Genomic DNA, 16,195 nt, shown 5'->3' with positions numbered 1-16,195 from the left:
AGCTATATTTAATAGAGCTCAATAGGCTATAGGAGTTTGCTATGCATAATAAGATTTATCTAACAGGAATAGAAAAAAGACCAGGCAAATCCTTTGTTTCCCTTGGCTTGCTCTCTCTTCTAAAAGAACATCAAAAGTCTTTGCGTTGCTTCAAACTCTTTTCTGAATCTGATGAGTCACAAGCTCCTTTATTAGAAGAGATTAGTCAGCAAAAACTGATTCCCTTGATGGATGTCAGTAAAGCAATCGCTCTAATGCATACCCAACCTGATGACTTAGTGGCCTCAGTTCTTGAAGCAACTAAAATGGGGAATGACGAATTTGCCTTTTTTGAGGGAACTGATTTTGAAAGTGACAATGATGTCTTTGAATACCAGTTTAATTTGACTCTTGCCTACCAACTCAATTGCGAAGTTGTCCTGACAGTCTCCGCAAAAGACCGAACGCTAGAGCATACGCTTGCCCTGATCAATACAGCCTTGGAAATGAGCAAAAAAAGCCATACTCGTGTTGTCGGGGTTGTTATTAATCGCGTAGCAAGCTTTGACCAGGACGAAGCCCTTAAACGTTTTCAAACTCAATTGCCAGCTATGTTGCTCATTGCTGTTATTCCTGAATTTGAACCTTTGGCCAATCCCACAGTCCAGGAAATCGCATCAAAGCTACAGGCAAAGGTTCTCTTTGGGAAGGATGAGTTAAATCGCCCAGTCAGACAATTTACTATTGCCGCAAAGACTATCGGTAATTTCTTAGAATCACGCTTAGACCGCGGTGGTATGCTCATCATTACCCCTGATGATCGCATTGATATCCTGTTAGGAACCCTCTTAGCTGACCAATCTGCCTTTTATCCTAAAATTGCTGGTATTGTGCTGACAGGGGGCGAGCTTCCTGGGCCTATCATTCGAGATATTATTGCAGGGCTTGAACGTCCCTTCCCCGTTTTGCTAACTCATCTTACAACCTATGGAACGGCAACAACCCTTTATTCAGCAAAATATAGCCTGAATAAAAATTCTCCTCTGAAGGTTCAGGCAGCTATTGACGCAATGCGCCCCTATTTTACTGAACCCTTAATGAAGTTACTGAAAGATAAGACCTATAAACCACAACTCAGCCCCGCCGTTTTCCTTTATGAGTTAATCAACAAAGCTAAACAAGCCATTCAGCATATTGTTCTTCCCGAAGGCGATGATCCACGAATTTTACAAGCAGCAGCTCACCTAATCCAACGTGGTGCGGTAAAACTGACCTTATTAGGCAAGCCAGAAAAAATTTTCTTGCAAGCCAAACGTCTCGATATCAATTTATCGGGAATTAATATCATCGAGATCGAAAAATCCGATAAAAAAGAAGTTTATGCCCAACAGTATTACCTATTACGCCAACATAAAAATGTGAATCTGCCTATTGCTCTTGAGCGCATGACTGATGTCAATTATTTTGCGGCAATGATGGTCTATTGTGGCGATGCCGATGGCATGGTTTCTGGCGCAGAACACACCACTGCCGATACCGTGCGGCCTGCACTGGAAATTATCAAAACAAAACCAGGTGCTGCGAAGGTTTCTTCGATTTTCATCATGTGTATGCCCGCTCGTGTGCTGATTTATGGTGACTGCGCCATAAATCCAGAGCCTGATAGCCAAACCCTTGCTGAAATTGCTATCCAGGCAGCGCAAATCGCTATAAGTCTTGGGCTTGAGCCCAAAGTAGCCCTTTTATCCTATTCGTCAGGCGATTCTGGTAAGGGCGAAAGCGTTGAAAAAGTTGCCAAGGCAATGGAGCTTTTAAAAAGCTTAAAACCAGATCTCTTAGCCGAAGGTCCTATGCAATACGATGCGGCCGTTGACACCCAAGTTGCTGCAAAAAAATTACCTGACTCCAAGATTGCAGGCAATGCCAATGTGCTTATTTTTCCAGACCTGAACACAGGAAATAACACCTATAAAGCGGTTCAACGTGAAAGTGGCGCCTTGGCAATTGGTCCGGTATTACTTGGTTTAAATAAGCCGGTCAACGACCTTAGTCGGGGCTGCACACCAGATGACATAATCAATACCATTTTAGTGACCGCAATTCAGGCACAAGGAGATAATTCATGAGCATCCTAACTCTCAATGCCGGTAGTTCCTCAATAAAATATAAGGTCTATGATGAAACATTGACTCCTCTTGTTTCCGGCTTAATAGAAGGAATCGGTGAGTCTGAAAGTGCCTGGCATCATAGCAGAGAAAGCAAAGAAACTAGTTATCAGCAGTTTAAATCACATGAAGAAGCCTTTAGAGCTTTGGCTGATAAACTGAAGCAGGAACTAAAAGATCATCCAGTTAAAGGAGTTGGCCATCGTGTCGTACATGGCGGTAATAATTATTTTTTACCCACGGTAATTGATGCAAAGGTCCTCGCAGAAATAAAAAACCTCGCAAAACTCGCACCAATACACAATCCTGTCAATGCACTAGGCATCGAATTTGCCCAATGGCATTATCCAAAAGCTACCCATGTAGCAATTTTTGATAGCGGTTTTCACCATAGCATGCCACCACATGTACGCCATTATGCAATCAATACGACAATCGCTGATCGCTATCAAATCAGGCGTTATGGTTTTCATGGCATCAATCATGAGTATGTTGTCAAACAAGCAGCTAATTTTTTAAACAAGCCTCTTGAGACCTGTAATTTTATTACTTTGCACTTAGGCAATGGCGCTAGTGCTTGCCTAGTTAAAAACGGAAAATCCTTCGATACCACAATGGGTATGACACCGCTTGCTGGTCTGGTGATGGGTACGCGCTGCGGTGATATTGATCCGGCAATTATTTTTTACTTGCAAGAACAAGGCATGTCAATTGTTGAAGTTGATAAGCTGCTTAATAAACAAAGTGGTTTGAAGGGTATAGCCGATGAAAATGACATGCGTAAATTAATTGCTCGCGCCCAGGCTAATGACGAAGCCGCAATCCTAGCCCTTGAAATCTATATTTATGCGATCCAAAAAACCATCGGCGCCTATTGCAGCCAACTTGCAAAGCTCGATGCCTTAATTTTTACTGGCGGAGTTGGCGAAAATGCAGCACTTATTCGTGAAAAAACACTATTGCCTTTAGAACATCTAGGTTTTGAGCTCGATCAACAACTTAACTGCATTCGTAGTGATAACAGCTGCCATCAGATTTCCCAAAGAGGTAAACCTGTTTTGGTTATTCGTGGGGATGAAGAAGTGCTCATGGCTGAAAAGGTTGGTGATCTGATCAATCTCAGAGTGGATTGAGTACAGTATTTTATACGGTACTCAAAAAAATGAAATGCATTTAAACTAACTGTTAATTAATGTACCATGCCCTTTAGGGCACTTAAGAGCATTTGTCATTCCCGCGAAGGCGGGAATCTATATCTAACTAAGCACAGAGCCAATGTAGAGATGGTTTCCCGCCTTCGCGGGAATGACAAAATCTTTCTTATCCATAACTGGCGTTAACTTAATGGCAGTTCTCCCTTAGAGAAGCACCGTCATTAGCCTAAGCATCAAGAACATAGATCCAAATGAGGAGAGTTCAAATGACTTATTGTGAAATAGAAAATAGCAATACTCTATCTATCCCTGCTCTACTTGCCATCCCTAAAGAGCTTCGTTTATCTGCTAGAATCTCTCATGTTATACCCTCTACCTCCTTTAAAACACTTGCCTTGCCACCCCAAAACATAACCTCGCTTGATCTGAGTGGATGCATCGACATGGATGCTAATGAATTCGCCACCATCTTCAAAGTTATTCCCCAAACTGTCACTTCACTTGATTTGGGCTATAATGACTTTTTTAGGTTATCTATCAATGAGCTAAGCAAAGCCTTAAACGCTATCCCTGAAAATGTCACCTCTATTGATTTAAGATGTAATCAACTTTCGCAATTTAGAGGCTCTGAGATCACCAAGCTTATAAAAGCGCTTCACAAAAATCTAACTTCGCTTAATTTAGGAGGCAATAGTCTTGGCGAAAAATCTAGCGACCAATTTGTACAGATCTTAAAAGCTATTCCTGAAAACCTTAACTCACTTGATTTGGCTTATAACCACTTCAATGAATATAGAGGCACACAATTAGCCTCAGCCTTTAAAGAGCTTCCTAAAAATGTAACCACCCTTAAATTGACAGGTTGTTTTCCTCTCGACCTCAATAACTCTGAACTATATGAAACACTCCAAGCTATCCCCGAAAATGTCACTTCTCTTGATTTAAGTGACAATTATTTTGGCGAAGTTGATAGCTTTTCTATACTTGTCGAAGGCTTTAAGGCGCTTCCCCAAAACCTAAGAACGCTAAATTTGAGTAATAATTCTCTTAGTTTAATTTCTGACGAGAGTTTAGCCAAAGTCTTTGCGGCTCTTCCAAAAAACCTGAGGTTTCTAGATTTGAGTAATAATTCTCTTGGACTAATTATTAGCAAGGAGTTTACTGAGGGTGATTTAGCCAAAGTTCTGGCAGATATCCCCCAAAACCTCAGCTCACTGAATTTGCGTGGAAATAGCCTTTTCAGCATATCAGACCAGGAATTGACGCAAATACTCAAGGCTATTTCGAAACATGGGACAGTTCTGGATTGGAGTTAAGTGAAGATAAAAAATTGACAAGCCCAATGGCACTTAGAAAGCTATACAAAAAATGACCGATGAGGTCTAGCTCATGCGCCAAATGTTCCCCTCTCCCTAACCCTCACTGCCATTAGGTTAAGGAAGGTTTTGTCATTCCCGCGAAGGCGGGAAACCATTTCTAGCTAAGCACAGTGCCAATGTAGAGATGGTTTCCCGCCTTCGCGGGAATGACAAATGCCCTTAACTTAACGGCAGTGTCCCCAACCCTCTCCCCCACGCTACGCGCGGTGGAGAGGTGCACAAAAGCATTTTTTACACAGCTTTCTAAGTGCCATTGAGCTGACAAGCCCAGCCGACAGCAAACAATTCTCTTAGAAGAGAGAGCTCTATTCAACCACCTCAAGCTCAGCCGCCTTTGCAGCTTTGTTATAAGTTCGCTTAGCAAAACTATAATTCGAAGCAATAAAGGCTTCCCTTACCGATACAACCTTTTGCTCACTTAGGCGTGCGCCATACTGACTAACAACTTCAGCCGCCGCCTTATTAGCAAGCTCCACTGCTTGCTGTGGCGCATAACCATGAGTAATCGCATAAAGGTAAGCGCCAGCAAACATATCGCCTGCGCCAACAGTATCTATTGCTTGAATTGCTTTAGTTGGAATGGCTATCACTTCGCCATCGATAGCTAATACGGCTCCTTGGCTTCCACAGGTGACCACCAAATGATTCGCAAAAGGTTGTAGCAGAGCAATTGCTTTTTCTAAATACTCTGCGCCGGTAAATAGCAAGGCCTCTTCTTCATTACAAAACAAGAGATCAACCTTACCATCTATGATCGTTAATAGCTCCACCTTAAAATAACGCACCATATTGATATCAGACAGCGTCATAGCTACCTTTGTCTTAGATTCTTTAGCATGTCTTCTAGCGGCTAATAGCGCCTTTCTTGCTGTTGGTGAAGTCACCAAATAGCCTTCAAGATAAACATATTCGGAGTCTGCAATAGCCTCTAAATCCAAAACGTCTGGACCTAGGGTCTCAGAAATACCTAAATGAGTATTCATTGAGCGTTGCGCATCTTCCGTTACCAAAACCAGGCATTGCCCTGTTACCCCAGGAGATAAGGTTTCAAAGCTTAGATTGCAATCAAGTTTTAAGGCTCTTAACTCACGTAAAAATAAACGCCCAGCTTCATCATCAGCCACTTTACAACTGTAATATCCATGTCCGCCAAACTGGCTTAGGGCAATCATGGTATTCGCGGCTGAACCACCACAACCACTATGGCAGTTATAGCTAGATATAGCATTGAGCAAACGTTGATGGGTCTCCTCATCAGTCAAGGTCATTACAGATTTTTCGACTTGCTGCGCTTGTAAAAAAGCCTCATCGACCTGAACGTCGCTATCAACTAGGGCATTACCAATACCGTAAACATGATACTTTCTCATTAAGCCTTTACCTCTGCCAATTTAGCCAGCACTGACTCTGCTGCTAAATGAGTCATTTTGATTTCTTCTTCCTGATGCGCTGAAGAAACAAAACCTGCCTCATACATTGATGGGGCAAAATAAACACCCTTTTGTAACATCCCGTGGAAAAATTGCTTAAATAAAACTTCATTAGACGAAGCAACATCTGCATAATCAAATACCTGCTTTTTCTCATTGAAGCAAAAACCAAACATACCGCCAAGCGATGCTGAGTTAAATGGAATCTTAAAGGAGGCAACAATCTCAGCAAGACCGTCAATCATAGTCTTAGTATTTGCTGATAATTGCTCATAGAAACCAGGCTTTTCGACTTCAGTCAAGGTAGCTAAACCAGCAGCCATTGCCAAAGGATTACCCGATAAAGTACCCGCCTGATAAACAGGTCCTTCTGGCGCCAAATGTGACATAATTTCGGCCTTTCCACCAACGGCACCAACAGGCATACCACCACCAATAACCTTTCCTAAGGTTGTCAGATCGGGTTTGATATTGAATACAGCCTGCGCTCCGCCTAAAGCGACTCTAAACCCAGTCATTACTTCATCAAAAATCAGCAAAGCATTATGAGCATCACAAAGTTCACGTAAACCTTGCAAGAAACCAGGCTTGGGTAAAACGAAGCCCATATTTCCTGCGACGGGTTCAAGGATAATTGCGGCAATATCGCCACGATATTGTTCGAATAGACGAGCAGTCTGCTCAAGATCATTAAAATCAGCAGTCAGTGTATGCTCAGTAATACTTGCCGGAATGCCGGGTGTTGAAGGAATACCTAGTGTTAACAAACCAGAACCCGCTTTGACTAACAAACTGTCGTTATGCCCGTGGTAGCAGCCATTGAATTTAATAATCTTGTTTTTGCCAGTATATCCACGCGCTAGACGAATTGCTGTCATTGTGGCTTCTGTGCCCGAATTTACCATGCGGACTTTTTCAATCGTCGGCATTAATTTAACAATTTTTTGCGCCAACTTAACCTCAAGCTCCGTTGGTGCGCCAAAGCTCATACCGCTATGTAAAACAGCAGCTACTGCGTCTATAACTGATTGCTCGCAGTGGCCAAGGATCAATGGCCCCCATGACCCGACATAGTCAATATAGGATCGGCCATCAACATCAACCAAATACGCCCCCCTTCCTTCTTTGAAAAAGATGGGATCGCCACCTACACCTTTAAATGCGCGTACAGGGGAGTTAACACCGCCAGGGATAACTGCTTGGGCTTGTGCAAATAATTGTTGAGAATGCGTCATGACTGCTCCGAAAATTAGGGATCATTGCGAACGTTGTTGATTGCTTCACGCCGCTTAAGGCGCTTGCCCTATACCAAAACAAACCACGCATTCTACTATCATTTAATTAAAGTGACAAAATATATAACAGTGTTTTCTTTACTTTGGTGCTCACAATAGATAAATTAGCCCCTTTCAATTTTTTGAGTCTTGCGGTGAATGCGATGAATGAGTATAAAAAATATATCTGTGTAATCTGTGGTTTTATTTATGATGAAGAAGAGGGATGGCCAGAAGACGGTATTGAGCCTGGCACTCGTTGGGAAGATGTGCCTGAAAACTGGTTTTGCCCTGATTGCGGTGCAGCGAAAGAAGATTTTGAAATGGTTGAATACGAATAGGAAATTTGTCGTTCCCGCGAAGGCGGGAACCTATTGCAGCCCCTCATCCGCCCTTCGGGCACCTTCTCCCTATGTCTGGGGAGAAGGTATTATTAAGGCTTCACAACCACTAGCAGCACGATCGCTACCAACAGTAAAGTAGGCAATTCATTAAATATGCGATAAAACCGCGTATTCTTAGAATTCTTATCTTTAGCGAACAGCTTTAAATAATGACCGCAACTTAAATGATAAATCCATAATAAAACAACAAGGCTGAATTTGGCGTGAAACCAGCCAGCCTTAAAGTAATAAGACGGATTGTAACTAAGCAAAAACAAACCTAGAACTGTAGTTAGAATTGCTGATGGCCAAGTAATTGCATAATAAAGGCGACGCTCCATAATCTTAAAACGATCGATACTCAACTGATCGTTGGTATCGGCATGATAAACAAAGAGCCTTGGTAAATAAAAAAGGCCTGCAAACCAGGCAACCATAGCAATGATATGAAAGGCTTTTATCTCTAGCATAAAGCAACACCTATTTTTTTTTCATACGTGAATGTTTCAAAAGATTAAGTGTTTCGACACTCAAAGAAAAGCCCATTGCAAAATAAACATAGGCGCGGGGAATATGAAAAGAAAAACTATCTGCTACTAGCACTGTCCCAATCAGTATCAAAAATGTGAGCGCCAGCATCTTTAGGGTTGGATACTTATCAATAAAACGACTAACAGGCTCACTCGCATAAATCATCACCAGAATCGCGCAGGTTATCGCTGTTGCCATCACCATAAAATGACTCGTTAAACCAATTGCCGTTAATACGCTATCCAATGAAAAAATAATATCCATAATCGCGACTTGCAAAACAACCCCTTTAAAGGAAACTGGGAAATGCCTGTGGATTTCCTCTTTTTCATCTTTTTGCAAAACCTCATTATGAATCTCTTGAGTTGCCTTGGTGATCAGAAAAATACCCCCCATCAAAAGGAAAATATCGCGCGCTGAAAACGCATGCTCCATTAGGCTAAACAAGGGTTTAGTTAGTTTTGATAGCCCAACTGCTGTGGCCAGCAACATAAGGCGAGTAACCCAAGCAAAGGTCAAACCCCAGCGCCTAGCATTTTTTCGCTGCTCTTTGGGAAGTTTTTCAGTCAATATTGATAAAAAAATGAGGTTATCAATTCCCAACACTATTTCAAGAATTACCAGCACTATAAGACTAGCGACAAAATCGACAAATTCCATGTGACCACATTTGTAGTAATTTCAAAGACTCTATTGTCTATCTAACCAGGCAAAAGGTAAACGATTCACTTTCACTGCTATTTTAGCTATAATGACGCGCGTTATTCTTCCCAATTAGGTGACGACAATAATCAAGTTAATCAAAAAGCTGTTACGCAAAAACCGGACTAATCAACCTCCTGTTGATTTAAGCTACATAATTCCGCGTAGCCAACATAATTTATCAAAAACTGATATCAGCCCTAATGCTCTTAAGGTTTTGAATCGCCTTAATAGTGCTGGGTTTCAAGCCTATTTGGTCGGCGGAAGCGTACGCGATCTCTTGCTGGGCAAAGTTCCAAAGGACTTTGATATCGCAACCAATGCGACACCGCCTGAAATTAGAAAATTATTTCGCAATGCCCGAATTATTGGCCGTCGCTTTAAGTTAGTCCATATTATCTATCATCGAGATATTATCGAAGTCGCTACTTTCAGAAAGGCTGAAGTAGAAGAAATTGATGATAATCAGCAAGTTAATGAACGAGGTATGCTTGTTCGCGACAATGTATATGGCACATTAGATGACGATGCATGGCGACGAGATTTCACTATTAACTCGCTTTATTACAACATTGATGATGCCTCAATAGTTGATTTTACTGGTGGCGTTAATGATGCTCATCAGCGATTAATTCGTATCATTGGTAATCCGACTGTTCGTTATCAAGAAGATCCTGTGCGCATGTTAAGGGCTATACGTTTCTGTGCAAAGCTGCATTTTGAAATGGCCGCAGAAACCGCTCAGCCCGTAGCAAAACTAGCTCCTTTAATCAGGCATGTCTCTAGTTCACGCCTTTTTGATGAAATGACTAAGTTATATCAATGTGGTGAAGCTGAATCGGTACAACGCCTCTTGGTTGAACACGGTTTGTTTGCCCAATTATTTGAACAAACTAGTCAGCTTATTGATAGCCAATACCCTGTTAATGCCTTGATTGGCATTGCCTTGGAAAACACCGACACACGTATCCACGATAACAAACCGGTTACACCTGCCTTTTTATTTGCAGTACTACTTTGGTTCCCTTTAAAAGCGCGAGCTCTTCGCCTGCAGGAAGAGGAGGGTCTAGATCCCCTACCATCGCTTGAAAAAGCAATGTCACTAGTCATTTCCGAGCAAAACAAAGTAATAATGATTCCTAAACGTTTCACACAAATTATGCGTGAAATGTGGTTATTACAATTTCGTTTTCCGAAACGCTACGGTGGCCGAGCTTTTAATTTATTGCAACATCCAAGATTCCGTGCAGCCTATGATTTTCTTGCTTTACGCGCCCTAGCAGGTGATGAGTCCATGGAATTAGCCCAATGGTGGACAAGCTTCCAGGATGCCAGCGAAACTGAACAAGCTGAAATGATAACGGCTCTAACTCCCCAAGCCTCACCGAAACGCAAAAGACGTCGTAAGCCTAAGCATACATCATGACCCTATGCTATCTCGGCTTAGGCTCTAATCTTAATTCGCCTGAGCGCCAGCTTAGGCAGGCAATTAGTGCACTGCGACAACTGCCAGACACTCAACTCTACAAAGTAGCAAGTTTTTATCGCTCTAAGGCCTGGGGCAGGAAAGCTCAACCTCATTTTTGCAACACCGCTGTTGCCTTAAAAACGACTCTGACACCACAGAGGTTGCTTAGTCTTTGTAAAAAGATAGAACATCAACAAGGGCGTATCCGAAAAATTCGTTGGGGTGCGAGAACCCTGGATATTGATATTCTTTTATATGGCACAGTTGAAGTTTATAGCCAAACTCTGCAAATCCCACATCCGAGATTACATGAACGTCACTTTGTTTTTATTCCCCTCTTAGAAATTGCTAGCCAACCTATCATGATTGATGGGGTTGAACTACGAACCTTGGTCGCGGAAAGAGGTTACAATTTATGTTCATTAGAGTTTAAACTACAATTAGACTAACAGTTTTTTACTAAGCGAGGGAATCGTGTATACAACCATCTTACATGCTACGGATCTAAGTGGGAGTCACTTTGATATTTGCAAACAAGCCGTCGATATAGCTAAATGTTTTGGTGCTAAACTCCATCTACTCCATGTCATCGAGCCCCCACCATCCTTACAATTAGCTCAAAGTTTAGGTTTTGCAGAATTTCCCACTCCTTCAAAGGAAGACGCCTTAACAGTTATGAAATTATTAGGCGATGCTCTTAATATCCCTCCTGAACAGCAGCATGTAGAAATAGGCTCTACTAAGCAACATGTTCTTGATACGGTTAAAAAGTTAGGAGCAAACCTCATTATCATCGGTAGCCATACACCTAGTGCTCTACCTGCATTTCTAGGGAGTACCGCCCATGCCATAGTTCATCGTGCAGATTGTGATGTGCTTACTTTGAGGGTTCGAACTTAATTATAAATACAGTAACCTTAGCTTGGCGTGTCGTCTGTAGCCGCCAAGCTAAGAATTAATAGATAAATAGAAAACCTTTAAGCCCTATTCCCCGAAAGCCTAAATATGGCGCATCCTTCGAGAAAAGCCAAACTTTGGCCAAGACTCAAACATGTCCCCTGAACGGATACAAAGACCACTCGCAGACTTTTGGATTGCTGTCCTTAAAAACTATACAGTACCTCTTATTAATAGGCTAAAACCCCTTGTCGTCCATAAATAGCAATTAGTGCTCATATATTGTTAATAAATGCTTCTTATAATGACTATTAATTAAACAAATGTGAGATTGATATGATAAATAATGATGAAATCCTACAAACTATTGCTTTGGATCTTGCCTCAGAGGAAGTTATTTCAGCCCAGAAATTATTTGACTTGGTCAACTCTTCTGAAAATCCACAACAACTTGTGCAAGAATGGGATGCGTTTCTGCCTGGTATTTTGCATCTATTTATTTCAAGGTATGATGACATTGATGATAAAGATTGCCTTATTGCCTTCCTCTCACTCTACTCAGAGAGCATTAATCCTAATACAGTAGACAATGGCGAGTCCGTTCTGCATAGCCTTGCTAAAAATGATCTGCCTGAACTAACAACCTTGTTACTCTCTGATCAATTTGAGTTTGCTGAGAAACCTCATTTATATTCTGTTGATGGTCAAGGACGTACACCTGATGCATTAGCAGGTGTTAATACAGCACCAATATTTAAACAGGCATTGAAAAATGACTTTCCTGAACGTGTTATTTTAGTACAATCTTGGGCGCCAAATTCAATTTTCAATTATCTTATGGACACTAATCAATTTGATATTCTCGACGTTGAATCTCCAAAAAACTCTGTTGTTAACGCATTAGCGCTAAAAGACGGCCTAATATCCAATAACGGCACGATTGGTGGTCATTTAGATTTTGCAAACAATCTCTATACTAATAGTTTTGTTGATAGACCCCATACTCATTGGACATGGAACTCGCTTTGCCAAGCAAATAGCGGGGGGGAATGGGAAGATGCTCCGATTGCTGTGTTAGAGCCTTTAAGCAGTTTTGCTAATGTTGAAGGAGTTACCCCCTACGACACAACAATTATGGGACCCCATCGCCTTAGCGATAAAGCCATTATTTTAGTACCACAAGGTGATGTTCAACGAATTACGGAACGCCTCATACAAACTGGGACTTTTAGAGGGCAGATTAAAGGCTATGATGCTACTACTTTATCCTTGCGAGAAGCAGTCAGAGCAGAGATTAGCACCAGTTATCCCCAAGCAGCGAAACTTTTAAATAGTAATGGTCATGATATATCCGCGATTACTATTGCTAGTAATGGCTATAATGCCTTTGCTAATGGCTATAACCATGCCAATGGTTACTTTAATGCAGTTTCGATAGAAATTAATGGCGTCACTAAGCCGTTGATGACTGGTACAAGCAACGTTAGACTCCCTGCTTATAGTGAATATGGCAACGGTAAACATATAGGCATGCACAATGGTTCAGTCAGTGACATAGAAAGAGATCCTGTTTTTATAGTGCTCAAAAACGTATCAAAAGACCCTAGTAAAATTTCCACAAACTTAGCTAATTTCATTGGCAAAGTAGGCGATAAAAATGTCAACAATCTTTGTTCCGTAAAAGCTTACAGCAGTTACCGAGCGCTTCTTGCTTATGACCAAAGCACTGGTACACATGATTTTGCTGAGTATTTGCTTAAGAAAGCAATAATCGCCGATTTTAGAGCCTATCATCAGCAAAACAATAATCCTAAACCGCTGGATACTGACCAACTTAGAACAATGGTCGATAATAGTTATGAAGCTCTAAAAGATGCCTTAAGCAGAGTAACAGTCTATAGCCCTGACTTAACTGCTTATCGAGCTATTCTTCAAGAAACTCATACTAAAGTTTTATCTCCGCCAAAAATTGTGGAGCAAAGCCTCAAATTTAGTATCTGGTCAGAGCAGCCTTCTCAATTATCTAGCGAATTGGCAAAAGATATAGAAGCTGAGAAGGCAGGAAGTATTGAGAATGATGGCGTTGTTAACCCTATAGATAATGGCATTAATGTGTAAATCAGTTATTAACCTAACATTCTAACCTTCAAGAGGAAGCTGCCAACAAAATGCAGCTTCCTCTAATTTCGTAATAGCAACTGTCTTGGTTTAAAAGTAATAGGTCAGCCCCACTCCAGTATCGAATTCCCGCGGCTTGACCGCGGGATCTACTGGTTAGAAGTTCTTCACTCTGAGCCCACAGATCCCGCGGTCAAGCCGCGGGAGTTCGAGATGGGGGTGACCTAATCTCTAGCTTATAGCTTTCCAGAAACTCCAAGCTCTGAAGTTTTAGGGGCTTCACTATCTGTGGTTATTCTCGCTTCAATCTGCTTCTTTGCGCTTGAATAAAAAAAGTCCATTCTATTCATTTTTGACCTCATATCTGTCTCATGTGTCTTGGTTACATAAAAGTTAAAATATTCTTTATATTTCGCATCGAGCACCTTATCCAGGGCTTCAGATGTTTTCAAATCAGACAAAACAGGCTGAGGAAGATTGCTTGGAAGTGCTTTTAAACCAAAATTTAATAGTAAACAAGCTTTTAGATTAGTTAGTAGTGACTCAGTAACCGCTATCACTATGTTATTGATTTCGAAGTCATCATTAGCATAGTTGTGCTTAAACAGAAGGCTTTCTTGTAATACCCATTCCAAAACCTTAGCTCTGAACATACAACTGAGTAAATCATTAGTTTCTATACTATTTAATAAGGTTATAATCGCATTCATGCGAAGGAAAAGTTGCTCCTTTGTCGTAGAAGGATAATTTTTTAGATTCTCAATCAGCAGATTTAGCGCATCTTCAACATCTTTAGGCGTTTTGTATTTCATGAGGTCCCTTAAAGCTCTGTTGTTATTTTGTAGTATAGTCAATCTTTATCGTCTTTCGATTCTTGGTGCCTCATCATCCTTATTCTTTCTCTCTGAAAAACTCTCAGACCGAGCAGCCTCAGAGGAATAAAAAGATTGGCTGGTCTTTGAAAACTTATGCATGGACTCAGGCAAACTTTTCAAAAACGAACGATACTCATCAATTTGAGAGGTTTTGTAGGCTTCAAGTTCAGGATCAGATGGCAAGGTTGCGGAATTGCTTAGAGCCTCTGCCCTATGCAATAGTGCTTTATAGTTAGAATCAACGAGGTTTCTTACAAGATTTGGATTAGATCTAAAGCTCTTGTCTCCATTTGTAAGAACAGCGAGCAAATCTGCTGCCAATGCCTTTTTAAGTATATAAGTTGCATAATCATGCATACCTGTACTTGAAGAGTATTCAGTTAATTTTTTATAAACCCTAAACGCTTCTACTAGGCATAGCTCGTTAAGCTTTGTTCCGCAAGCAGCAAAGTGTCTTTTGTTTTGCTCAATTGTCTCAGGACGGCAAGATACTGTATTCAATATTTTAATTAAACGATTAGATTCAACATCGGTTGGTGAGTTGCGATGCAATCCAACAAACCGACCCGCTGCATATTGTTTATATTCAGGTAGTAATAACTCTTTTTCACTACGCATGAGAGGAATAGATGTCTCACTGTCACATTGTAATGAAAGCTGTTCAAAGTATCCCGTGCTGCAGTTATAACCCCGTTCTTTCGCTAAGGCGAAGTTGAAATTTCTATCACCGCCAGACATTGCCACTTGGTTGATGTCATCACCTGATTTACCGACTAGTTTAAAAGCTTGAGGGTATTTCTCTTGCATAATACGATTAACAGCGGCCCTTAGCGTTTCATTTTGTGGATCGAAACCAACGATTGTTCCTTTATAATCCTTTAGTCTGGCTTTTAATTGCTCAATACAGTCAAAAGGAACTAGTAGGCAGGAGTTTTCAGTAAATTGATGAGCTCCCATTGTCATCGTGTCATATGGAGCACAGCCCATGACTTTTTCCATAGAAGCAAGAGGCTCAAAAAAAGCTACATAAGAGAGCTCCCAGTCACCACCAGAGTTAGCCTGAAACAAGCCATTCCACCACCAATGTACATGAGGTCTATCAATAAAAGATTTTGAATATTGATGGGAGTTAAAAGCCAGATGTGCACCGATTGTTGCATCATCACTAAGAATTGTATCGTCTACTACGACCGCATTTGCAGTCGTTCTTGGTAAATCAAAGTCACCTTTTACATTATAAGCAACAAGATGATCTTTGCCTGTCATATAAAGCAAATTCAAAATTGAATTGGGTTGTAAGGGGTGTACCAAAATAATGCGATTAATAAACTCAGCTTGCATCGCAGATTCAAAATTGCTTTTAAGCTCTGCACTGGCAAGATCAACGGCTCGTCTTCCTTCGTTATCAACAGAAAACAGCTCCATGGGTTCCATAAACTGCAACTTGGAATTAAAGAGCAGATGAGCAACGGCTGAATATCCCTTCTTAGCAATAAGATGAAGTGGGGTCTGACCATTTTCGTCTTTAGAGTTCAGATTAAGATACTTAGAGAATTGATTTATGAACTCTATTATCTCTTCTTGGTTATAATCGCTGTGTTCATTTAGAATGGCATGAAGAATATTTACATATTCAGAAACACCTTGAAAAACCTCTTCTTTAGAGTCAGCTTCTTCAATTAACTCACTGACTTTCCTTAAATTTTTTGAATCATCAGCTAAGGTAAAAAGAATATTTGCTACTATTTTTTCGGTATTGCTCATTCTAGCTCCCTTAATATCTTTATCGATAGACAATTTTTCTGAAAAAGAAGGAATTATAGATTAAGTTGATAATTGT

Annotated in this window: 14 protein-coding genes; 8 read left to right on the top strand and 6 right to left on the bottom strand. The window is 40.9% G+C overall.

Annotation, left to right across the window (positions count from 1 at the left end):
* The first annotated feature begins 41 nt into the window (after window positions 1-41).
* The 3 genes from pta (at window position 42) to BN1094_RS12650 (ending at window position 4,614) form a co-directional block, all read left to right on the top strand.
* Window positions 42-2,105, top strand: coding sequence for a phosphate acetyltransferase (gene pta, locus BN1094_RS12660; RefSeq protein WP_043874824.1), 2,064 nt, complete (start codon window positions 42-44; stop codon window positions 2,103-2,105).
* The gene (locus BN1094_RS12655; protein ID WP_043874823.1) at window positions 2,102-3,277 is read left to right on the top strand and encodes an acetate/propionate family kinase; all 1,176 of its coding nucleotides are present in this window, start codon (window positions 2,102-2,104) and stop codon (window positions 3,275-3,277) included. The genes pta and BN1094_RS12655 overlap by 4 nt, the downstream gene beginning before the upstream one ends.
* A 287-nt stretch (window positions 3,278-3,564) precedes the next feature.
* On the top strand, window positions 3,565-4,614 hold the full coding sequence (locus BN1094_RS12650) for a leucine-rich repeat domain-containing protein (RefSeq protein WP_043874822.1): 1,050 nt from the start codon (window positions 3,565-3,567) through the stop codon (window positions 4,612-4,614).
* Window positions 4,615-4,982: 368 nt separating this feature from the next.
* On the opposite strand, the gene BN1094_RS12645 is transcribed toward BN1094_RS12650, so the two are convergent.
* Complete coding sequence (locus BN1094_RS12645; RefSeq protein WP_081935146.1) at window positions 4,983-6,047, bottom strand: adenosine kinase; 1,065 nt, start codon at window positions 6,045-6,047, stop codon at window positions 4,983-4,985.
* Window positions 6,047-7,342 carry a glutamate-1-semialdehyde 2,1-aminomutase gene (gene hemL / locus BN1094_RS12640; RefSeq protein WP_043874821.1) on the bottom strand — a complete coding sequence of 432 codons (1,296 nt, stop codon included), beginning with the start codon at window positions 7,340-7,342 and terminating at the stop codon, window positions 6,047-6,049. Before hemL ends, BN1094_RS12645 begins: the two co-directional genes overlap by 1 nt.
* A gap of 203 nt (window positions 7,343-7,545) precedes the next feature.
* Between hemL and BN1094_RS12635 the strand changes: the two genes are divergently transcribed.
* A complete protein-coding gene (locus tag BN1094_RS12635) occupies window positions 7,546-7,722 on the top strand; it encodes a rubredoxin (RefSeq protein ID WP_044011861.1) in 177 nt (58 codons plus the stop codon).
* Window positions 7,723-7,814: 92 nt separating this feature from the next.
* Here the strand turns inward: BN1094_RS12635 and hemJ are convergent, their stop codons facing one another.
* Together hemJ and BN1094_RS12625 are read right to left on the bottom strand one after the other, a co-directional pair.
* The gene (hemJ, locus tag BN1094_RS12630; RefSeq protein ID WP_043874820.1) at window positions 7,815-8,234 is read right to left on the bottom strand and encodes a protoporphyrinogen oxidase HemJ; all 420 of its coding nucleotides are present in this window, start codon (window positions 8,232-8,234) and stop codon (window positions 7,815-7,817) included.
* A 10-nt stretch (window positions 8,235-8,244) separates the two neighbouring features.
* Window positions 8,245-8,955 (bottom strand): TerC family protein, encoded by a 711-nt coding sequence (locus tag BN1094_RS12625; RefSeq protein ID WP_043874819.1) that lies wholly within the window; start codon window positions 8,953-8,955, stop codon window positions 8,245-8,247.
* A 148-nt stretch (window positions 8,956-9,103) separates the two neighbouring features.
* Between BN1094_RS12625 and pcnB the strand changes: the two genes are divergently transcribed.
* The 4 genes from pcnB to BN1094_RS12605 all read left to right on the top strand — a co-directional run bounded on the left by pcnB (window position 9,104) and on the right by BN1094_RS12605 (window position 13,480).
* Window positions 9,104-10,423 (top strand): polynucleotide adenylyltransferase PcnB, encoded by a 1,320-nt coding sequence (gene pcnB, locus BN1094_RS12620; protein ID WP_044011860.1) that lies wholly within the window; start codon window positions 9,104-9,106, stop codon window positions 10,421-10,423.
* A complete protein-coding gene (folK, locus tag BN1094_RS12615; RefSeq protein WP_043874818.1) occupies window positions 10,420-10,914 on the top strand; it encodes a 2-amino-4-hydroxy-6-hydroxymethyldihydropteridine diphosphokinase in 495 nt (164 codons plus the stop codon). The genes pcnB and folK overlap by 4 nt, the downstream gene beginning before the upstream one ends.
* 25 nt (window positions 10,915-10,939) lie before the next feature.
* On the top strand, window positions 10,940-11,365 hold the full coding sequence (locus BN1094_RS12610) for a universal stress protein (protein WP_043874817.1): 426 nt from the start codon (window positions 10,940-10,942) through the stop codon (window positions 11,363-11,365).
* Window positions 11,366-11,698: 333 nt separating this feature from the next.
* Complete coding sequence (locus tag BN1094_RS12605; RefSeq protein WP_043874816.1) at window positions 11,699-13,480, top strand: hypothetical protein; 1,782 nt, start codon at window positions 11,699-11,701, stop codon at window positions 13,478-13,480.
* Window positions 13,481-13,716: 236 nt separating this feature from the next.
* Here the strand turns inward: BN1094_RS12605 and BN1094_RS12600 are convergent, their stop codons facing one another.
* Both BN1094_RS12600 and BN1094_RS12595 read right to left on the bottom strand, forming a co-directional pair.
* The gene (locus tag BN1094_RS12600) at window positions 13,717-14,292 is read right to left on the bottom strand and encodes a hypothetical protein (protein ID WP_043874815.1); all 576 of its coding nucleotides are present in this window, start codon (window positions 14,290-14,292) and stop codon (window positions 13,717-13,719) included.
* A gap of 45 nt (window positions 14,293-14,337) precedes the next feature.
* The gene (locus BN1094_RS12595) at window positions 14,338-16,119 is read right to left on the bottom strand and encodes an ankyrin repeat domain-containing protein (RefSeq protein ID WP_043874814.1); all 1,782 of its coding nucleotides are present in this window, start codon (window positions 16,117-16,119) and stop codon (window positions 14,338-14,340) included.
* Window positions 16,120-16,195 lie beyond the last annotated feature (76 nt).

This window comes from Legionella massiliensis, assembly GCF_000756815.1.
In the GTDB taxonomy this organism is placed as follows: Bacteria; Pseudomonadota; Gammaproteobacteria; order Legionellales; family Legionellaceae; genus Tatlockia; species Tatlockia massiliensis.
Note: the sequence above shows the minus strand (reverse complement) of the source record. Positions and strands in the feature narration are given on the sequence as shown.